Raw genomic sequence first — 20151 nt, 5'->3', positions numbered from 1 at the left:
ATTTATGCGATTTTACAATTAATAAATAAACAGCGCTTTGCTGCCAAGTGACAAGGCTAGAAATTTAAACTCGCTTGCTTCAAATTCTTTGCAAAATTTAAATAGCTCAGCAAACTCGGCTTCGTTTAAATTTATGCTCCAGATCGCTCCAGAGTCATTAAAATCTCTTTCAAACTCACTTAAATTTTTAGTGGCAAAATAGTGCTCAAAGCGGCTCATCAGCGAAAATGGTGTAAAAAATTTAACCTCATCTTTTATCTCAAATTTCATCACGCCACCATCTTTTATCGCCTCGTTTATCGCTTCATTGACAGCCCCTGAGTAGGCTCTGACAAGCCCTCCAGTGCCAAGCTTTATCCCGCCAAAGTAGCGAACTATCAAGACACCAACGTTTATAAGCCCCGCTCCTCTTAGCGCATTTAGGCTTGGCTGGCCGCTAGTGCCCTTTGGCTCGCCGTCATCACTTTGATTTTCAACGATTTGTCCATATTTGTTTAGCTCCCTTGTCGCCCAAACTACATGAACAGCCTTAAAATGCTCCTCTTTTAGGTGTTCGTGCAAGCTTTTAAACGAGCTTATCGGGCACAAAAATGCTAAGAAATTTGACTTTTTTATATCAAGCTGGGCTTTGAAAATCCTATCAATCGTCTGCAAATTTGCTCTTTTTTTAAAATTTTAAAAATCTTATCAATTTGCTAATTAAAGCCTTGTAAATTCAGACAAATTTATATTATTAAGGAAAAGATAGTAGAATTTTGCAATTTTTCACGAAGGACTAAAATGATACAAACTTGCCTATTTCCAGCGGCTGGATATGGAACGAGGTTTTTACCAGCTACAAAATCACTCCCAAAAGAGATGTTGCCGATCCTTACAAAACCGCTCATTCACTACGGCGTTGATGAGGCGCTTGAGGCTGGCATGGATAATATGGCCTTTGTCACAGGACGCGGAAAAAGGGCGCTTGAGGACTATTTTGACATCAGCTACGAGCTAGAAAAAGAGATCGCAGGCAGCTCAAAAGAGTCGTTGCTTAGCGAAGTTAGAAATTTGATGAGCTCATGCACATTTTCATTTACTAGGCAAAATGCTATGAAAGGGCTTGGACACGCCATTTATACGGGCAAAACTCTAGTTCGAGATGAAGCTTTTGGGGTCATTTTGGCAGATGATCTATGTATAAATGAAAATGGCGAGGGCGTGCTTTCGCAAATGGTTAAAATTTATGAAAAGTATCGCTGCAGCGTCGTTGCAGTGATGGAGGTGCCAAAAGAGCAGACCAAATCTTACGGCGTCGTAAGCGGTAGGTTTATAGAAGATGATCTCATAATGGTCGATGATATGGTTGAAAAGCCTGATCCTGCCGAGGCTCCGACAAATTTAGCGATAATTGGTCGCTACATCTTAACGCCAGATATTTTTAACATCTTAGAGCGAACAAAACCAGGCAAAAACGGCGAAATCCAGATCACAGACGCGCTAAAAACGCAGGCAAAAGATGGCATGGTGCTAGCTTATAAATTTAAGGGCAAGAGATTTGACTGTGGCAGCATAGATGGCTTTGTCGAGGCTACAAATTTCTTTTATGAGCGCAGTAAATGATAGAAACTTCATTTAAATTTAACTTTGCAAGCAGCGAAGTCATCGACTCTTACGCCAAACGCATAAACGACGAATACGAAAGCGGCGAGATAGGCTACTACCACCTGCCAGTGCTCGGGCAAAATTTGCTTGGCGAGATCGAGGAGTATGAAAAGGGGCTAGCTAACATCAAAAACGTCGTACTTGTTGGCATTGGCGGTAGCAGTCTTGGCGTAAAGGCGCTAAAATCGATGCTTGAAGGCACAAAGGGGATAAAAAGAGAGCTTTTATTTTTAGATAACGTCGATCCTTGCAGCTACAAAAGCACGCTTGATGGGCTAAATTTTGACGAAACGCTTTTTGTAATAAGCTCAAAATCAGGCAACACGATCGAGACGATAACTATTTTTAAGTGTTTGCTTGATGACTTTAAGCCTAAAAATTTAGGCAAAAATTTCCTCATTATAACTGATCCTGGGACAAATTTAGAAAATTTCGCCAAAGAAAATGGCATTAAATTTTTTAACATCCCAAAGAATGTTGGCGGGAGATTTAGCGTACTAAGTGCGATCGGTCTTGTGCCTCTTGGTATCTGCGGCTACGATATAAAGGCACTTTTGGAGGGTGCGCTTGCTTGCAAAAAGCAATACATCGAGCAAAAAGATAGCTCCATAGTCGCTAAAGCCTACCACTACGCTACTAGTAGAAATGCCAGTATAAATGTCATTTTTAGCTATTGCGATAGATTTTTTGAATTTAACGACTGGTACGTGCAGCTTTGGGCGGAGAGCCTTGGCAAAAAAAGAGGCTATAAAAGGGTCGGCCTTACGCCAGTTGGACTTGTTGGTAGCCGCGATCAGCACAGCTTTTTGCAGCTTATCATGGACGGCGTAAAAGATAAGAGTGTGACATTTATAAAGATAAAAGATCACGCGAGCGACAAGACTATCCCAAATTTAAGCCTAAAAGGGCTTGAAGAGTGCGATTTTGTAGCGGGTCTAAGCCTAAATGAGCTTATAAATTTGCAGTGCGACGCGACGGCTATGGCGCTGGTGCAAGAGGGCATAAGTGTCGATACGATCACACTTGAGAGGCTTGATGAGTTTCACGCTGGCTGGCTCATTTTTTACTACGAGCTACTAACCTCAGCCACTGGCATCATGCTAGGCATCAACACCTACGATCAGCCAGGCGTTGAGATAGGAAAACGTATCCTAAAAACTATGCTTTTAAAGTAGAAAATGAAGAAATTTCTACTTTTGGCTCTTTTTGCCACACAAATTTTTGCCTTTTCGGCGAGTAAATTTGTAAATGACGCTAGGTCGCAGATCGGCGTGACGCTAAACTACGATCCAAGCTATGAGCGGCTCGCCTACCCAATGGGCGACGTGGATATCAAAAAGGGCGTTTGCACAGACGTTGTGATAAGGGCGCTACGTCATCAGGATATGGATCTACAAAGGCTCGTTTTAAAAGATTTGAGTAGAAATTTCGCAAGCTATCCTAAAAATGGGGCTTAAAAACATCTATCACAGGTGCGTTTAATACCGCTTGCATAAGATCACGGGGCATTTTAGGCTAAAGTAGCAAAATGGCTTTTTAATCAAATTTTAGGCAAAATCGCAAAAAATAAATTCAAGGAAAAATAATGTTAGAAGTTAGGGGACTTACTCAAAGATTTGCAAGCAGTTTGCTATTTGAGGATGTAAATTTAAAGCTAAATCGCCACAACAGATACGGACTAATCGGCGCAAATGGCGCTGGCAAATCGACATTTTTAAAAATTTTAAGCGGAGCTATCGAGCCAACTAGCGGCGAGATCATCATAGAAAATGGACTAAAAGTTGGCGTGCTTGGGCAAGATCAGTTTGCGTTTGAAAATTTCACTCTAAAAGATGCGGTGCTTTATGGCAACAAACGCCTATATGACGCTGTCAAAGAGAAAGAAAAGCTCTATATGAGCGAGGAATTTACAGATGAGATAAATGAGCGCTTAAGCGAGCTTGAGATGATAAGCGCTGAGGAGGATCCAAGCTACGAGTATGAGACTAGGATAGAAAAAATTTTAAGCTCGCTTGGTCTAAATGAATTTGATAAGCTGATGAGCGAGGTTGAAAACTCAGATAAAGTTAAGGTTTTGCTAGCTCAAGTGCTCTTTCCAAAGCCAGACATCTTGTTCTTAGACGAGCCAACAAACAACCTTGATATAGACGCGATCGCATGGCTAGAAAACGAGCTAAACCGCCACGAGGGCACGCTTGTTGTTATCAGCCACGACAGACACTTTTTAAATAGAGTTTGCACAAATATTTTGGATGTGGATTTTAAGAAAATTCGCGAGTTTTCAGGCAACTATGACGACTGGTACATGGCTGCAAATTTGATCGCAAAGCAGCATGAGATGGAGCGTGATAAGAAGCTAAAAGAGAAAGAGGAGCTGGAGAAATTTATCGCGAGATTTTCAGCAAATGCGAGCAAGGCAAAGCAGGCGACTTCACGTGCAAAACAGCTTGAAAAGCTAGATATCGCAGAGATCGCAGTTTCAAGTAGGCGTGATCCAAGCATTCTATTTCGTGCAAACCGCGAGATAGGCAATGAGCTAATTGAGCTTAAAAACGTAAGTAAGAAATTTGATGATAAAGTGATATTTGAAAATTTTAACTTTAAGCTCGAAAAGGGCGACAAGCTAGCCATCATCGGCCACAACGGCGTTGGCAAAAGCACACTTTGTAAGATCATAATGGGCGAGCTAAAGCCTGACGCGGGCGAGGTGCATATAGGCGCGACCATCGAGCTAGGATATTTTGCGCAAGATACGGTAAATAAGATAGATGGCGAGCTAAAACTTTATGAGTACTTACAAGATGCCAAAAACAAGGACATCGACGAGATCAGAAAGTGCCTTGGCAGGATGCTCTTTAGCGGTGCTGAGCAAGAAAAAGCAGTAGGCGCGCTAAGCGGTGGCGAAAAACACAGAGTAAGACTAGCTCAGCTCATGCTTCACAGGCCAAATTTACTTGTCATGGATGAGCCAAACAACCACCTCGATCTTGAGGCTATCATCGCACTTGGCGAGGCATTTTATAACTTTAATGGCTCAGTCATCTGCGTAAGCCACGACAGGGAGCTGATAGATGCCTTTGCAAATAGAATTTTACACCTAAAAGGCAATGGCGAAGTCGTTGATTTTAAAGGCACATACGAAGAGTATAGAGCAAATTTAGGACTTGAAGGCTAAATATTCACTTTGCCTCTAGGAAATTTCTAGGGGCAGCTTAAAATTATCCCCATAAATTTACTATTCAAAGCAAGTTTGTAAATTTAGATAGAACCGCAAATTTTAAATTTTCATCATATAAATGTGTCACGAAGTAATATTATAAAGAAAATTTAACTTAGAATTTTTATTTTACTATTTTGATAACTTTGAATTTATATTAATATTTTGTTAAATTTTCTCAAAAATGGCTTTTAAACTTAAAGTGTAGGACAAATCTGAGCTATTTTGACCCTTTTTATATAATAAAAAAGTGATATTATTAGTAATATAACAATTTAGACAAGCAAATTCCTAAAAATCAGCTTAAATATGAAATATAATTTTCTTTCAAAGAGCGCCATATCAAGTCAAAAACTTAAAGCTTAAAAAAAATAAGTAGTCATTAATATTTAAAATCTCAAATACCTATATAATTTCACTCGGTAACAAATTTTTACTAAGGAGAAGCTGTTATGGCAACCAGAAGAGAACATGATTTTATTGGCGAGTTGGAAATTTCTGACAATTTTTACTATGGTGTCCAAACATTTAGGGCTACCGAGAACTTCCACATGAGTGGTAGAACATTAAAAGAGTATCCATACTTTGTAAAGGCATTTGCGCAGATCAAAAAAGCTGCTGCGCTTGCAAATAAAGAGGTTGGCGTTTTAGATCCAAAGATAGCTGATGCTTTGGCAAAAGCTGCTGATAGAGTAATAGCTGGCGAGTTTTTAGATCAATTTGTGGTTGATATGGTTCAAGGTGGTGCTGGAACAAGTACAAATATGAATGCAAACGAGGTTATTACAAATATCGCGCTTGAGAGCATGGGTCATAAAAAAGGCGAGTATCAATACATCCATCCAAACGATCATACAAACCTTGGACAAAGCACAAATGACACTTACCCAAGCTCAATAAAAGTAGCAACTTACGCAAAACTTACTGATTTGCTTGCTGCGATGAATCTACTAAAAGATGAACTTGATAAAAAAGCAAAAGATTTTAAAGATATCATTAAAATGGGTAGAACTGAGCTTGAGGACGCAGTTCCTACAACACTTGGAAATACATTTAATGCATTTGCAAGCTACATTAAAAGCGATATCGAAAAGATCACAGCTGCACGCGAGTCAATGACATATCTAAATATGGGTGCAACTGCGATTGGTACAGGTATTAACTGCCACCCTGATTATAAAAATGTAGTTGTTAAAAAGTTAAAAGATATCACTGGTGTTGATTTCAAAAAAGCTGATGATTTCATCGCAGCTACTCAAGATACAGCAGACTTCGTTCACGTAAGTGGTGCGTTAAAAACTGCAGCTGTTAGACTTTCAAAAATCGCAAATGACCTTCGTTTGATGAATTCAGGTCCAAGATGTGGCCTTGGCGAGATAAATTTACCTCAAATGCAACCAGGCAGCTCAATCATGCCAGGTAAGGTAAATCCAGTTATCGCTGAGGTTGTAGGCGAGGCTTGCTATGAAGTTATCGGTAACGACGTAACTATCATGCTTTGCTCTGAAAGAGGCGAATTTGAGCTAAATGCATTTGAGCCAGGCATCGCTTATGCGCTATTTAACTCTATATTTATCCTTGAAAATGCTATGAAAACACTAGCTGAAAAAGCTATCAAAAAACTTACTGCAAACCCTGAGGCTTGCTTAAAATCAGTTCTTGGCTCAGTTGGTATCGTAACAGCATTTAACCCATATATCGGTTACGAAAAATCAGCAAGCATCGCTAAAGAGGCTCTTCAAACAGGTAAAGCAGTTGGCGATATCTGCCTAGAGAGAGGCTATCTAAGCAAAGAAGAGATCGATAAGATTTTAGAGCCTAAAAATATGCTAAATCCGAGCATGGTTAGGTAAAAATTTAAGCAAAGTATTATTAAAAGCGTGCCAAAATTCTGGCACGCTTAAGTGGTGATTTTAGTAATAAAATTTAATAAAGGAGTTTTCGATGGATATAATGCTGATCTTACAGATTATAGTCCTATTTGGCGGCATCTATCTTGGTGTCAAACTAGGTGGTATGGGCGTTGGCTACGCAGGTGGTCTAGGCGTTGTTGTGCTTGCTTTGCTTGGTATGAAAGTCGATATGAAAGACATCCCTATGGATGTTATCTTGATCATCGCTTCAGTTATCTCAGCGATCACAGCTTTGCAAGTTGCGGGCGGACTTGATTATTTAGTTCAAGTAGCAACTAAAATTTTACGCAAGAATCCAAAACAGATCAACTTTCTTGCTCCGATAGTTACTTACTTTTTAACTATCCTTGCAGGTACTGGACACACTGCGTTTTCTATGATCCCTGTTATCGTTGAGGTTGCAAAAACTCAAAACATCAAACCTTCAGCTCCACTTGCGCTTTCAGTTGTCTCTTCTCAAGTAGCGATTACTGCAAGCCCGATCTCAGCTGCGTTTGTTGCTATGAGTGGTCTATGTGAAAAGCTAGGTGTTAGCTATCCAGTGTTGCTATTTATTTGTATATCAACTACATTTGTAGCGATGATTATCACTGCGTTTATCATCAATAAATTTTACGATCTTGACCTTTCAAAAGATCCTATCTATCAAGATAGACTTGCAAAAGGTTTGGTTGAAGAGGTTAAAGCTGCTGAATATCACGAGCCAAAACCATACGCAAAAAGATCAGTCGCTATCTTTGCGATTGGCGTTTTGATCGTAGTTTGTTATGCACTATGCATTTCAAAGAGCTTAGGTCTTGTAGAAAAACCTATCCTTTCAAGAGATGCAGCTATCATTAGCTTTATGCTAACTATCGGCTTTACGATAGCAGTAGCTTGCAAAGTTGAGACAGGCAAACTTCTATCAACTAGCACTTTCCAAAGTGGTATGAATGCGTGCATCTGCGTTGTTGGTATCGCATGGCTTGGTACAACATTTGTTAATGGACACCTTGACGCTATCAAAGAGGTTGCAAAAGACTTCGTTACTCAGTATCCATTTATCCTAGCTGTTGCGCTTTATTTCTTAAGCTGCTTGCTATACTCACAAGCTGCTACAACAAAGGTTATGATGCCTGCTGTTGCTGCTGCTCTTGGTATGACTAGCCCTGAAAATTCAGGTCAAATTTGGATCCTTGTAGCTTCATTTGCTGCAGTTTCTGGTCTATTTGTATTGCCAACATATCCTACAACACTAGGTGCGATAGCGATGGACGATACAGGAACTACAAGAGTTGGTAAATTTGTATTTAACCACTCATTCTTCATCCCAGGAACTATAATGGTTGCATTATCAGTTATCCTTGGATTTATAGTAGCTCCAGTTCTTATATAAAACTTAAGCCGAGATCTCTCTCGGCTTTTTTAACACACTTTAAATTTTCAATTTTTATATCAAATTCTTAAATAATATCTCTTTTTAAATTTTAAATTTTTTATTTTTACAAATCACACAAAAATCGCACTAAAATTTAATCCTCCTTAATTTATCATTTTTAAAATTTGCTCTATTTTGATATTTAATCTCACATATCATAAAAAATTAAAATTAAAAAAAATTATTAAATAAAATTTAATTTTACTTTTATCTTTAAATAATAAAATAACAAAAGTAAAATTTCTTTTAAAGGGAGAAAGATGAGCTTAAATAGAAGAGAATTTTTAAAATTCAGTGCAGGAGTTAGCGCAGCTGCATCATCTCTATCAGGTGGTGCTTTGCAAGGTGCTGCAAATGAAGGCGAAAAGCATGTTCATAGCTTTTGTGAGATGTGCTCTTCAAGGTGTCCTATCGAAGCAAAAGTCGTTGATGGCAAAGTTCGCTTTTTAAGTGGCAATCCAAAAGCTGGCGGCACGGCTACCTCTCTTTGTGCAAGGGGTGGCTCAGGACTAAGTCAGCTCTATGATGAAAATAGGATCAAAAAGCCCTTAATCAGAGCTGGCGAGAGAGGCGAAAATAAATGGCGCGAGGTTAGCTGGGACGAGGCGCTTGACTATGTCGCCTCAAAGATGCTTGATATCAAGCAAAAGTATGGCCCTGAAAGCTTTGTCTTTACCTGTAAAAGCTCGCAAACACACAAGCTAATGGTAAATTTTGCCTCAGCTTATGGCTCGCCAAACTGCTTTTCACACTTTTCATGCTGTCCGATCACCTACCAAATGGTCTGCGAGCAGATGTATGGCATCGCTAAGCTAAAAAGAGACTTTGCAAATGCAAAATACGTTGTAAATTTTGGTCACAACCTCTTTGAGGGCATCGTCATAGCTGATGCTAAAAAGCTTGCTAAATTTGCAGCTAGCAAGGATACAAAGCTACTTGTGCTTGAGCCAAGATTTAGCGTTGTAGCTTCAAAGGCTGATGAGTGGCTACCAGTTAAACCAGGCACTGACCTTGCCTTTGTGCTAGCACTTATCAACACTTGGATACAAAATGGCACTTACGATAAAGAATTTATAGAAAAATTTACAACTGGCTTTGATGAGATCGTTAAAAGCGTAGAGGGCAAAACGCCTGAATGGCAAGAGACAATCACTGGCATAAAAGCAAGTGATGTTAGACGCATCGCTGATGAAATTTATAAAGCTGCTCCAAGAGTTATTTTTGATTTTGGGCATAAGACAACCACCACAAGAGCTGAGTATATGAGAACAAAAGCTATAATGGTGGCAAATGCGATGATGGGCAACTGGGAGGTTAAGGGCGGTCTTTTTGGTGGCAAAAATGCAAAGACCTTTAACAAACTAGTTGGTGAGGATAAATTTCCAGTTCTTAAAAACCCAGATGAGAAATTTAAAGTGCCAAAAGTCACTAGACTAGACTTCGCTGGCGAGGCTGGAGCGCATAAATTTGTAAGCAGAAAACATGGCGTTTTGATGGATATAGATAACGCTATCTTAAACGAGAAGCCTTACGCCATAAAAGGGTGGTTTAACATCCGCTTTAACCACCTCATAAACGTGGCTGAGACGATGAAGAGCATAGAGGCGATGAAGAAGCTTGAGCTCATCGTAGTGAGCGATGTCTATCTAAACGATATGGCGACCTTTGCTGATGTCATCTTGCCTGAGAGCAGCTACCTAGAGCGCGACGAGGGCATAGAGGATAAGTCGGGTCTAAAACCAGCTTATATGATAAGAAATAAAGTCGTTGATCCAGTTGGCGATACGAAAGATGGGGCGTTTATCTTTAGAGAGCTAGCACGCCGCATGAAGATAGATGAGCTTTACACTTGGAACGACATACGCGAGTTTAGGATGCAGCAAGCTGGCGGAGATGTAAATTTACTTGCCGCACTAGAAAAAGATGGCTTTATCACGTGGGATGAGCCGGGAATTTTGTTTAGGGAAAAAGGCATGATCGATAAATTTGTCGCTAAATATCCAGTCGCTGCTAAATTTGTAGGAGAAAATGGGCTAATGGACGATATGGCCAAACTTAAAACAAAAAGCGGCAAGATAGAGCTATTTTTACCTGACGTTGAGGCACAGTTTGCAGGATATGGCGCGCTAAATGACAAAGATATGGACACATTTGACGGACACGAGCTTTGCCTGACTTGCGGCAAAACGCCTATTCATACCAACGGCCACACTCAGGCAGTTCCATTTTTAAATGACCTCATGAGCGATAGCCCTATCTGGATCAATCCAAACACCGCTAAAAAGCAAAATTTACGTGACGGCGACATGGTTTTGGTCAAAAATAAATTTGGCGAGCAAAAGGGCAAGCTTATGGTGACTGAGGGCATTAGAGAAGATACGCTCTTTATCTATCACGGCTTTGGACACATCACGCCAGGCCTTAAGAGTATAGATCACGTGGGGCTTAACACAAGCGTGCTTCTTGATCCAGCTGAGGGTCCAGTGGCTGCGACTATGGTTACAAATGTTGGCGTTAGCATAAGTAAAGCGTAAGGATAGAAAATGAAAAAATATATGATGATACATGATGAAAATTTATGCATCGGCTGTCAAGGCTGCTCGGTAGCTTGCAGAAGTGCAAACAACGTGCCAAGGGGACTTTACCGCTTGCAGGTGCATGCAAAGATGAGCGGGACATTTCCAAATTTAAAGACTGACTTTTTACGTCAAAGCTGTGTTATGTGCGAAGATGCACCTTGTGTTGAGGTTTGTCCAACTGGCGCTAGCTTTAAAACGGCTGATGGCGTGACGCTGCTTGATCACAGAATTTGCGTTAGTTGCAAGTACTGCATCCTAGCCTGTCCATACGACGCTCGCTACGTCTTGCCAGATGGCGAGATAGGCAAATGCACATTTTGCTATGAGAGCAGGCTAGAAGAGGGCAAAGACCCAGCTTGTGTTAGCGTCTGCCCTACAAATGCCCTAACTTTTGGCGACGTAAATGATGAAAACTCTAAAATTTCAAAGAAACTAAAAGAGAGCAAATACTACTTGCCAAAAGCGGAGTTAAACACAAAACCTTCACTTGCGATGATCGCAAATACAAAAGGAGCACACCATGAATAACATGTCAGGAAGCCTAGCTCAATACACAGAAATTTACTGGGGCTGGCCGATAGCTTTTTATCTATTTTTAGCAGGACTTAGTGCAGGTGCTAGCATCGTTGCTGTGCTTATCTCAAATAAATTTGGCAAGGATAACTACTACTTTAAAGCAGCCGCTCTTATCGCTCCAGTGGCGATCGTCCTTGGACTTGCTCTTTTGGTGGTTGATCTTGGCAAGCCGCTTAGCTTTTACTGGATACTCTTGCTTTACAACTTTGACTCAGTTATGTCAATAGGCGTTGCATTGCTTCTAGTTTATACGCCTCTTAGCGTTATATACGCGCTTGGTGCGTTTAAAAATGAGATAGCAATGCTTAAAATTTCACTTTTTGACGCGCTTACAAATTTGGCTAGTAAAATTTCAGGCTTGCTCGGAGTTTTACTTTTCATCTTAGGCATCGGCGTTGGCGCATATACAGGCTTCTTGCTAAGCGCAGCTCACAAGATCGCACTTTGGAACACGCCAGTTTTGCCACTATTATTCTTAGTTTCTGGCTTAAGCTGTGCTGGTGCATTTACGTTACTTCTTGGTGTGCTAAAAGATGAAAAGAGAGCGCAAAACCAAACTGCACACTTTTTATTAAAATTTGACTTTTTAGCGATAATAGTTGAGTTTTTGCTGATAGTCACTCTTTTCATGGTTGTAAAAGGTGTAAGCGCAAGTGGTGCGCAGAGCGTAGCAAACGCACTTAGCGCAAATTCACTTGGGCTGATGTTTTATATCGGCGTCATAGGCCTTGGTATGGCTGTGCCTATCATTTTAGACTTAAGCGTTTTAAAGGTGCATGATTTCAAACGCGAATTTGCCGTGCTAAACGCTATTTTAGTCATTTGTGGCGTCTTTTTGCTAAGATATTACATAGTCTATGCAGGACAAATTTTTATTTAATACTTAAAAAAGAATTTTAATTTGAAATTTACCTATTAAGTATTACAATAGATAAAAATCTTATTAAAGTTTGTTTTTTAGGAGAGCATTTTGAAGATTTTGCTTTTAGAAGATGATTTGGGGTTTCAAGAGAGCGTCTGTGAGTTTTTGCAGACGCTTGGTTATGAAGTTACAGCGGTGAGCGACGGTCAAGAGGCTTGCGACTTGATAGAGAAAAATTTCTATCACCTTTTTATACTTGACATAAAAGTGCCTGGAGTAAATGGTCACGAGGTCATCAAGTATATAAGAAGTCTAAATCCAAACGCTCCTATCATGATAACGACATCTTTAGTTGATATCGATGATATGGCGATTGGCTACGAGCTTGGCTGTAATGAGTATCTAAAAAAGCCATTTGAGCTAGCTGAGCTTAAATTTAGAGTTGCTGAGCTTATGAGAAAGTACTATGGCACTGACGATAAAAACATAGTAAAGATAAATGACGAGTTTAGCTTCAACCTAAATAAACGCGTGCTACTTAAAGATGGCAAGATGGTTGATCTTAGCGCAAAAGAGGTCGCTTTGGTCGAGTGTTTGGTCTCACATCTAAATTCTTACGTCAGCATGGAGGAGCTTAGAGATCTTGTCTGGAACGACAAAGAGATCGAGGGCGCTGATATAAGGATGCACGTTTTAAAGATAAGAAACAAGACAAACAATAACTTTATCATCTCAAAGAGGCGCATAGGCTACAAGATAGATGCACAAGAGCTTTAAGATCCAGATCATAGCGACATTTGTCATAATGTCGCTCTTTTGCTTTCAAAGCTTTGTGATCTTAAATTTAAGTCAGAAAAATAGTAGTTCAAAGGCTCTCTTTGGCGCTATGAAGCATGAAACCATCATCAAAAATTCATTTCTCAAAAACGAAAATATAGCTAGCTCATTAAAGTATAAATTTGCGATTTATGACGTAAATTTTAAACCAGTCATCTCAACACTTAGCAAAGAGCCAAGCAGTTTTAAATTTGTAACCTTAGAAGAGGGTGGATATCTTTTTTACAAGAGCTTTTTTATAAAAGATAAGACCCCTTACTACATCGTCGTAGAAAAGGAGCTTGATAATAAAAAGAACATCTTCTTAACAGCCATCATGCTGCTTGTCATCCTTGTGGCAGTGCTTTTTATCGTATATTTTTTATATCTAAGTAGCGTCAAGCCTTATAAAGAGTTTCAAAAGTATATGAACAACTTTTTTAACGACGCCATGCACGAGCTAAAGACCCCACTTGGCGTAGCTGGCATGAACCTTGAGATGCTTGGACTTGAAAACAAGTATATAACCCGCATCAAAAATGCCCTAAAACAGATGCAAATAACCTACGAAGATGTCGAGTACTTCATAAAACGAGGCTACATCAAATTTCCACTTGAGAGGCTAAATTTAGGCGAATACGTTAAAGAGCGAGTGAAATTTCTCTCAAGCGTGGCTGATGTCAAGCACATCGAGATAAAGACAAATTTAGCAAGCGAGGCATTTGCTATGCTAAGCAAGGTCGAAGCTCAGCGCATCATCGATAACACCATCACAAACGCCATAAAATACAGCCCAAAAGAGAGCGAGATAATAGTAAATTTAGAGCTTGAAGGTGAGCGCATAAATCTTATTGTGCAGGACTTTGGCAAGGGGATAAAGGACGTAAAAAGGGTCTGGAAGCGCTACGTCAGAGAGGATGAAATTCAAGGCGGTTTTGGTCTTGGGCTAAATATCGTCAGTGAAATTTGTCAAAAACATGAAATTTTATACGGCGTTGATAGCGTTTATAATGAAGGCAGCACCTTTTACTATAAATTTAAACGAGCTTAGATTAAGTATAAAAGCGTAAAATGAAGCCTTAAATTTAGAAGGAAAAACTTTGGATAGAATCGTTGAAATCGAAAAAGTAAGCTTTGAAAATGACTTTGAAGTCTCGCTTAGACCGACAAAATTTGAAGACTATATCGGGCAAGAAAAGATCAAGCAAAATTTAGACGTCTTTATAAAAGCAGCCAAAAAGCGAAACGAATGCCTAGATCACGTGCTATTTTACGGTCCTCCAGGACTTGGTAAAACCACACTTGCTCACATCATCGCAAACGAAATGGGCGTAAGCATCAAAATGACTGCGGCTCCCATGATAGAAAAGAGTGGCGATCTTGCTGCGATCCTTACAAATTTACAAGAGGGTGACGTGCTTTTTATCGACGAGATCCACCGCCTAAGCCCAGCTATCGAAGAGGTGCTTTACCCTGCGATGGAGGATTTTAGGCTAGACATCATCATAGGCTCAGGGCCGGCTGCTCAGACTATCAAGATAGACCTGCCAAAATTTACGCTAATTGGCGCAACGACGCGTGCTGGCATGATCTCAGCGCCTTTAAGAGACCGCTTTGGGATGGACTTTAGGCTGCAGTTTTACACAAGCAGCGAGCTAAGTCGTATCGTGCAGATAGCCTCAGCCAAGCTTGGCAAAGAGTGTGACAAAAACGCCTCGCTTGAGATCGCCAAACGCTCACGTGCCACGCCTAGGATCGCGCTTAGACTATTAAAGCGAATTCGCGACTTTGCCGAGGTAAATGACGAGTTAATCATCAGCCACGAGCGAGCAAAAGAGGGACTTAACGCACTTGGTGTAAATTCGCTTGGATTTGACGAGATGGATATTAGGTATTTAGAAATTTTGATGCAAGCAAGGCGCCGTCCTATGGGGCTTAGTACGATCGCAGCGGCACTTAGCGAAGACGAGGGCACGGTTGAGGACGTCATCGAGCCATATCTGCTTGCAAATGGCTTTATCGAGCGCACCGCAAAGGGCAGGATCGCTAGTGCGAAGTGCTTTGAAACCTTTAACGTCAAGATCGACATCGAAAAAGGGCTTTTTGAGTAGCGAAATTTAAATTTGGAGCAAAAATGAGCGAGCCACATCTTTGTCCTAAGTGCAAGCAAAGGACGATTTACTTTGACGGGATCTGCTATGAGTGTAGGCAAAAAGAGAAGCTGGAGTTTTACGAGGGCTTAAGCGAAGATGAGATCAAAAAGAGGCAGAAAGATATCCTTGCGCACATTGACGAGCTATATAAATATGATGAAATTTACAGCGACCTCACATATATTTTTTATCTGCACGGCATTTGCGACGAGCAGATCATCGAAGAAGTGACAAAAAACAGCGGGTACTACCCACCTGAAATTTACAAAAAGGCTTCAATAAAGATCAGAGATGAGCTTATAAAGAGGCTTTCAAGCGAAGAAAATATAGTCAAGCTAAATCACATCCTATCAGCACTTGCATGGCAGGGAGATGAGGTGGTGAGAGAGCTATTTTTTAGGCTTTATGGTGCGTCAAAGCCTTGGAAGACGAAGCTTTATGCCGACACTGACGCATATGCTCAGACTGCTGGCTGGAGTTTTGATATCAGTGGCAAGAGAAGAAGCCTTGTTTTTGATAAGTGCGTTACCTGCGAGCCAAGCCAAAGCGCAGAGGCAAGCGTTAAATTTAAAGCTGCAAATGATGAAAAATGTAAATTTTGTAGCGGCGAGATGCTGGAACTCACTATCAAAAAAGAGAGCCTAAAGCGATTTGGGCTAGAGCTTAAAAATGACGCTGTGCTTAAATTTTGCCCGACATGCATTGGCTTGGTGCAGTACTTTTGCCAAAACGACGGCAAAAGCGTGCAAACAGAGGTAGTGGGCGAGGGCGAGAGTGAAGACTATGTAAGAGAGGCTGTGGCGGTGCTTGATGGGCAAAATTTCGAGCTAGCCAGCGAGGTTTGCGCTCACTACTCATATATGATAGATAGTGAAATTTTGCTTGGTGGATATCCGCAGTGGCTGCAAGACAGCGAGCATCTAGCCTGCCCAAAATGCGCTAAAACGATGAAATATCTAGCGCAAATTCCTTTTGGTGCTTTGGCGGATGTCGAGGGCACTATTTATATGCAAATTTGTGATGAGTGCGAGGTTGTCGGAGCAAATTTTCAGTGCACGTAAAAGGCTAAATTTATAGGAGCTTTCGAGCTAGAAAATTTACGTAAGGCATAAATTTATCTAAATTTATTAAGCGGTGGCAGGCTAAAAATGCCAAAAGCCTGCTCTTTGCAAATTTGGCACCAAAGCGTTTTAGTAAATTTATCAAGCAAATGAGTAGCTTTGATAAATCTGCTATAATTACCCCATTTTAAGGGAGCGAGATGAATAATAGGCTGTTTTTTGGAATTTTTGCGTTTTGCGCTTTGGCTTTGGTGGTCTATCTTTTTAAACCATTTTTACTTGACATTTTTATCGCAGCGCTGCTTGCTGTGGCTGTTGCAAACGTGCAGATCGCATTTTTAACGCTTACTAAAAACCGCAAAACGCTCTCTTCAGGGCTTACGACATTTGCGCTTCTTTGCCTATTTATCGCGCCGCTTCTTTACGCCGTCATCGAGATCGCGAAATACGCAGCTGGCTTTGATATAAACAACGTCACAAAGACGATCGAGTTTATCAAAAACTACGACTTTAGCCTGCCAGAGTCGATAAATTTCTTAGAGCCAAAGATCAAGGAATTTATAGGCGGGCTTGATATCAAGATGCTATTTTCGCAAGTCGCTGCTAATCTTGCAAATTTAGGCAAACTAAGCCTTAAATTTGGCGTTGATATGATCATCATCCTAGTCTTTTTCTTCTTTTGCAACCTTTATGGCAACGAGCTTATAAGCTACCTAAAAGAGGCGCTTCCGCTTAAAAAAGAGGACACTGAGTCGATACTTAGCGAGGTTGGCAACGTGATGGGCGTCGTTTTTTACTCAACCATCGCAAATATGATCATCCAGGGCTTTTTATTTGCCATTGTCACCAGTTTTTACGGCTATGACGGCGTGCTAACTGGCATCTTTTTTAGCTTCGCTTCACTCATCCCAGTCGTTGGTGGCTTTTTGGCGTGGGCGCCTATTAGCATTTATGAGTTTGCAAATGGCAACACAGCAGCCGCTATCACGATCGCGCTTTACACCATCATCGTGATCTCATTTGGCGCTGACACGTTGCTAAAGCCGCTTGTCATTAAATTTATAAACTCAAAACTAGTCAAGATACCAACAAAGATAAATGAGCTACTCATCTTTTTTGCGATGATCGCTGGCATCACGACGTTTGGCTTCTGGGGCGTCATACTTGGACCTGCGATCGTGACATTTTTTATCTCAACGATCAAGCTTTACACGCTTTTGCGAGAGAGAAATTTCGTATAAAATAGGGGCAAAAAATGATATATGAAGATAAATTTATAAGAGTTGAGCGCGAAGAGAACGAGCTTCCGTGGGTGAAAATTTTTACAGCTAAGCCCTACCGCGAGCTAAGTGATTGTGATGAGGCGAGTAGAGCTAGGCTTTTTGAAGCGATGCTGGTGGCTGAAAAGGCGATGCTTGAGTTTTATAAACCAACTAAGATAAACATCGCAAGCTTTGGAAACTACGTACCACACGTGCATATTCACGTCATTGCGAGATTTGAAAAGGACGCGTTTTTTCCAGATAGCGTTTGGGCTAGCCCCAAAAGAAAAAGCGAGCTTAAGCTGCCTAAATTTGATGAGTTTGCTAAATTTTTAGAAGAAAAACTAAGGCTTAGTTTTGAGTAAATATAAAAAATATTTTAATATCTATATCGTTTTAGTCGTTTTTGCGCTGCTTGGTAGCCTTTTTTACTTTCTTTATAGCTCATACATGGCTGAAAAAAAGCAAAACAATATGCGCGTCTTTTTTGACTATCACGTAAAGCAGCTAAACAAAAGCATTGATGACGCGAAATTTTCATCAATGGCGATCTCGATCTTGCTTGCTCAAAATGAGTCTATACAGATGTGTTTGCTGGGTCAAGACCGCGATGAGTGCGTAAAAAACATCGAAAATTTAACCAAAACTCTTGGTGCAGCGTCGATGTATAACAACATCAAACTTCATCTTTATGACAAAGATCTAAAAAGCTACGTAAGAAGCTGGGATCTAAACAGATATGGCGACATGATCGCTAGTGGTAGGTTTTTAGTCCAAGAGTCAAGACGGCAAAATAAGCCCATGGTTGGCATCGAGGCGTGGTATGCGGGGGTGCATATAAGGGCTGTTTCAAATGTGATGCATGAGGGCAAAAACATCGGTAGCATCGAGGTTTTGCTAAACTACGACTCACTTGGGAATTTTTATAAAACGCAAGGCATAGACCTTTTTGTGCTCCTATCAAAAGATAAGATGCCAGCACATAAAAGCGTGCCGAGTGATCAAATTTTAAGCGATTATTACATCGAAAATTTAAGCAGTGCGAATTTAAATATAGTTGGAATTTTGCGTGATATCGACCTTAAAAAATATGAATTTTACGTATATAAGACGCACTATTTTTGCGTTGTGCCGCTACTTGATGCTAGCAACACGCAGATAGGCTACTACGTCCTTCATGTAAATACCGACGAAAAAGAGCGAAACATCTCGCAAAATTATCTTGAATCAGAAGAGCTTTTTTAAATTTAAAAAGTATGCTCTAGCGCTTTGGTGCTACTAGAGCTTTTTGCAGAGTTTTTATGGGCTACTTTATAAGCTTGGAGTATAAATTTAACCCTTATACGAAAACTCTTCGCTTGGGAAAATTTTGCTTTTTACTTCGCCAGCATAGCTTTGCACGCCTTTTCGCACAAGAGCGGCTCCGTCAAGATAGCGCTTGACAAATTTAGGTTTAAAGTCCTCGAAAAATCCCAACATATCAGACCAGACAAGCACCTGCCCATCGACGTCCGCCCCAGAGCCTATGCCCACAACTGGCACACGAACCTGCCTTGTTATCTCGCTTGCTACCTTGCTAAGTGTGCCCTCAAGCAGTATGCCAAACGCACCAGCTTGCTCAAACGCCAAAGCCTCTTCAACTAGCCTTTTTGCCTCAAGCTCGCTTCTGCCTTTTATCTTATATCCGCCCTCAAATTTATAAAACTGAGGCTTTAGTCCGATGTGAGCCATCACGTTTATGCCCTCTTCACAGAGGCGTTTTACTAAATTTACCTGATGCATGCCAACTTCAAGCTTTACTGCATCGGCATTTGTCTGCTTAAAAAATTTCATCGCATTTTTGATCGCTTGTTTTTCGTTTGTATAGCTGCCAAATGGCATATCAGCTAGGATAAAAGTCTTTTTAGCACTGGCACAAACGGCCTTTGTGTGATAGAGCATGGTGTTCATGTCAGCACTTAGCGTGCTCTCTTGCATGTTAAAGCTCATATTTAAGCTATCGCCAACAAGGATAACATCAGCGTAATCATCAAAAATCTTCGCAAATAGCGCATCGTAGGCGGTTATCATCACGATAGGCTCGACGCCTTTTTTGTTTTTTATATCATTGATGGTTAGTTTTTTCTTTGCGATTGTTTCATCTTTCATGGCTAAGTCCGGTAAATTTTGTGATAATGCTAACAATTTTATCAAAATTTTGCTACAATTACGCCAATTTCTTAAGGACATGAAAATGGGTATATTAAAAAGGCTTGAAGTCGATTATTCTTATGATATAGTTGAGGAGTTTCTCTCCCACTACACCTTGATGTGCGATTTACTAGAGCCTTTGATAATAAATTTAGGAAGAGCTGATAAGTATAAGGAGAGCATTTTAGAGCTTTCTAGGATCTTTCACAATATCAAATCAGCAGCAGGTTTTATGCATCTTGACCCGATCTTGAAACTAACGACTTTAGCTGAAGAGGTCACTCAAGAGGCTAGAAGCTTAAAAGGTCCAGCAAATGATAAATTTATAGATTGGTTGCTGCTCATTAGCGATCAGTTTCATAAATACAAAGGCGACGTCGAGAGAGACCTAGAGTATTTTAGCGTCCTTGAGCCAAAGATCATTGACGTACCTGCAAAGCTTGACTAAACAATACAACTAA

At 40.5% G+C, this 20151-nt stretch carries 19 protein-coding genes; 17 read left to right on the top strand and 2 right to left on the bottom strand.

The annotated features are described in order from the left end of the window. Window positions 1-18 precede the first annotated feature (18 nt). Window positions 19-654, bottom strand: a complete 636-nt coding sequence (locus HMPREF1019_RS03285; RefSeq protein WP_009294250.1) for an IMPACT family protein — start codon at window positions 652-654, stop codon at window positions 19-21. Between the two features lie 126 nt (window positions 655-780). On the opposite strand from HMPREF1019_RS03285, the gene galU reads away from it, so the two are divergent. The 16 genes from galU (at window position 781) to HMPREF1019_RS03205 (ending at window position 18745) form a co-directional block, all read left to right on the top strand. Beyond that, window positions 781-1602, top strand: coding sequence for a UTP--glucose-1-phosphate uridylyltransferase GalU (galU, locus tag HMPREF1019_RS03280; protein WP_009294249.1), 822 nt, complete (start codon window positions 781-783; stop codon window positions 1600-1602). Further along, window positions 1599-2819 (top strand): glucose-6-phosphate isomerase, encoded by a 1221-nt coding sequence (locus HMPREF1019_RS03275; protein ID WP_009294248.1) that lies wholly within the window; start codon window positions 1599-1601, stop codon window positions 2817-2819. The genes galU and HMPREF1019_RS03275 overlap by 4 nt, the downstream gene beginning before the upstream one ends. A 3-nt stretch (window positions 2820-2822) precedes the next feature. Next, window positions 2823-3101: a DUF1287 domain-containing protein gene (locus tag HMPREF1019_RS03270; RefSeq protein WP_009294247.1), complete on the top strand. Its 279-nt coding sequence runs from the start codon at window positions 2823-2825 to the stop codon at window positions 3099-3101. 128 nt (window positions 3102-3229) lie between these two features. Further along, on the top strand, window positions 3230-4819 hold the full coding sequence (locus HMPREF1019_RS03265) for an ABC-F family ATP-binding cassette domain-containing protein (RefSeq protein WP_009294246.1): 1590 nt from the start codon (window positions 3230-3232) through the stop codon (window positions 4817-4819). 494 nt (window positions 4820-5313) lie between these two features. Then, window positions 5314-6714 carry an aspartate ammonia-lyase gene (locus tag HMPREF1019_RS03260; protein WP_009294245.1) on the top strand — a complete coding sequence of 467 codons (1401 nt, stop codon included), beginning with the start codon at window positions 5314-5316 and terminating at the stop codon, window positions 6712-6714. A 91-nt stretch (window positions 6715-6805) separates the two neighbouring features. Then, window positions 6806-8149, top strand: coding sequence for an anaerobic C4-dicarboxylate transporter (locus tag HMPREF1019_RS03255; protein WP_009294244.1), 1344 nt, complete (start codon window positions 6806-6808; stop codon window positions 8147-8149). Between the two features lie 302 nt (window positions 8150-8451). Then, complete coding sequence (gene phsA / locus HMPREF1019_RS03250) at window positions 8452-10725, top strand: thiosulfate reductase PhsA (RefSeq protein ID WP_009294243.1); 2274 nt, start codon at window positions 8452-8454, stop codon at window positions 10723-10725. 9 nt (window positions 10726-10734) lie between these two features. Continuing rightward, window positions 10735-11298, top strand: coding sequence for a 4Fe-4S dicluster domain-containing protein (locus tag HMPREF1019_RS03245; protein ID WP_009294242.1), 564 nt, complete (start codon window positions 10735-10737; stop codon window positions 11296-11298). Then, window positions 11291-12226 carry an NrfD/PsrC family molybdoenzyme membrane anchor subunit gene (gene nrfD / locus HMPREF1019_RS03240; protein ID WP_009294241.1) on the top strand — a complete coding sequence of 312 codons (936 nt, stop codon included), beginning with the start codon at window positions 11291-11293 and terminating at the stop codon, window positions 12224-12226. The genes HMPREF1019_RS03245 and nrfD overlap by 8 nt, the downstream gene beginning before the upstream one ends. Window positions 12227-12316: 90 nt before the next feature. After that, entirely contained in the window at window positions 12317-12985 is a 669-nt protein-coding gene (locus tag HMPREF1019_RS03235) for a response regulator transcription factor (protein WP_009294240.1), read from the top strand. Then, window positions 12969-14075, top strand: a complete 1107-nt coding sequence (locus HMPREF1019_RS03230) for a sensor histidine kinase (protein WP_009294238.1) — start codon at window positions 12969-12971, stop codon at window positions 14073-14075. The genes HMPREF1019_RS03235 and HMPREF1019_RS03230 overlap by 17 nt, the downstream gene beginning before the upstream one ends. Window positions 14076-14124: 49 nt before the next feature. Further along, entirely contained in the window at window positions 14125-15135 is a 1011-nt protein-coding gene (gene ruvB, locus HMPREF1019_RS03225) for a Holliday junction branch migration DNA helicase RuvB (protein ID WP_009294236.1), read from the top strand. A gap of 23 nt (window positions 15136-15158) precedes the next feature. After that, a complete protein-coding gene (locus HMPREF1019_RS03220; RefSeq protein WP_009294234.1) occupies window positions 15159-16238 on the top strand; it encodes a hypothetical protein in 1080 nt (359 codons plus the stop codon). A gap of 200 nt (window positions 16239-16438) precedes the next feature. Beyond that, the gene (locus tag HMPREF1019_RS03215; RefSeq protein WP_009294232.1) at window positions 16439-17479 is read left to right on the top strand and encodes an AI-2E family transporter; all 1041 of its coding nucleotides are present in this window, start codon (window positions 16439-16441) and stop codon (window positions 17477-17479) included. A gap of 14 nt (window positions 17480-17493) precedes the next feature. Further along, the gene (locus HMPREF1019_RS03210; protein WP_009294230.1) at window positions 17494-17865 is read left to right on the top strand and encodes an HIT family protein; all 372 of its coding nucleotides are present in this window, start codon (window positions 17494-17496) and stop codon (window positions 17863-17865) included. After that, window positions 17858-18745 (top strand): cache domain-containing protein, encoded by an 888-nt coding sequence (locus tag HMPREF1019_RS03205; protein ID WP_009294229.1) that lies wholly within the window; start codon window positions 17858-17860, stop codon window positions 18743-18745. Before HMPREF1019_RS03210 ends, HMPREF1019_RS03205 begins: the two co-directional genes overlap by 8 nt. Before the next feature lie 87 nt (window positions 18746-18832). On the opposite strand, the gene panB is transcribed toward HMPREF1019_RS03205, so the two are convergent. Further along, window positions 18833-19648 (bottom strand): 3-methyl-2-oxobutanoate hydroxymethyltransferase, encoded by an 816-nt coding sequence (gene panB / locus HMPREF1019_RS03200; protein WP_009294228.1) that lies wholly within the window; start codon window positions 19646-19648, stop codon window positions 18833-18835. Window positions 19649-19733: 85 nt separating this feature from the next. Between panB and HMPREF1019_RS03195 the strand changes: the two genes are divergently transcribed. After that, window positions 19734-20138 (top strand): hypothetical protein, encoded by a 405-nt coding sequence (locus HMPREF1019_RS03195; protein ID WP_009294227.1) that lies wholly within the window; start codon window positions 19734-19736, stop codon window positions 20136-20138. The last annotated feature ends 13 nt before the right edge of the window (window positions 20139-20151 follow it).

It is taken from the genome of Campylobacter sp. 10_1_50 (assembly GCF_000238755.1).
Lineage (GTDB): Bacteria > Campylobacterota > Campylobacteria > Campylobacterales > Campylobacteraceae > Campylobacter_A > Campylobacter_A concisus_R.
Note: the sequence above shows the minus strand (reverse complement) of the source record. Positions and strands in the feature narration are given on the sequence as shown.

Excerpts from the sequence above, each read along its gene's own strand:
- galU (WP_009294249.1), top strand. The coding sequence starts at position 781 with ATGATACAAACTTGCCTATTTCCAGCGGCTGGATATGGAACGAGGTTT.
- HMPREF1019_RS03275 (WP_009294248.1), top strand. The coding sequence starts at position 1,599 with ATGATAGAAACTTCATTTAAATTTAACTTTGCAAGCAGCGAAGTCATC.
- HMPREF1019_RS03270 (WP_009294247.1), top strand. The coding sequence starts at position 2,823 with ATGAAGAAATTTCTACTTTTGGCTCTTTTTGCCACACAAATTTTTGCC.
- HMPREF1019_RS03265 (WP_009294246.1), top strand. The coding sequence starts at position 3,230 with ATGTTAGAAGTTAGGGGACTTACTCAAAGATTTGCAAGCAGTTTGCTA.
- HMPREF1019_RS03260 (WP_009294245.1), top strand. The coding sequence starts at position 5,314 with ATGGCAACCAGAAGAGAACATGATTTTATTGGCGAGTTGGAAATTTCT.
- HMPREF1019_RS03255 (WP_009294244.1), top strand. The coding sequence starts at position 6,806 with ATGGATATAATGCTGATCTTACAGATTATAGTCCTATTTGGCGGCATC.
- phsA (WP_009294243.1), top strand. The coding sequence starts at position 8,452 with ATGAGCTTAAATAGAAGAGAATTTTTAAAATTCAGTGCAGGAGTTAGC.
- HMPREF1019_RS03245 (WP_009294242.1), top strand. The coding sequence starts at position 10,735 with ATGAAAAAATATATGATGATACATGATGAAAATTTATGCATCGGCTGT.
- nrfD (WP_009294241.1), top strand. The coding sequence starts at position 11,291 with ATGAATAACATGTCAGGAAGCCTAGCTCAATACACAGAAATTTACTGG.
- HMPREF1019_RS03230 (WP_009294238.1), top strand. The coding sequence starts at position 12,969 with ATGCACAAGAGCTTTAAGATCCAGATCATAGCGACATTTGTCATAATG.
- HMPREF1019_RS03220 (WP_009294234.1), top strand. The coding sequence starts at position 15,159 with ATGAGCGAGCCACATCTTTGTCCTAAGTGCAAGCAAAGGACGATTTAC.
- HMPREF1019_RS03215 (WP_009294232.1), top strand. The coding sequence starts at position 16,439 with ATGAATAATAGGCTGTTTTTTGGAATTTTTGCGTTTTGCGCTTTGGCT.
- HMPREF1019_RS03210 (WP_009294230.1), top strand. The coding sequence starts at position 17,494 with ATGATATATGAAGATAAATTTATAAGAGTTGAGCGCGAAGAGAACGAG.
- panB (WP_009294228.1), bottom strand. The coding sequence starts at position 19,648 with ATGAAAGATGAAACAATCGCAAAGAAAAAACTAACCATCAATGATATA.
- HMPREF1019_RS03195 (WP_009294227.1), top strand. The coding sequence starts at position 19,734 with ATGGGTATATTAAAAAGGCTTGAAGTCGATTATTCTTATGATATAGTT.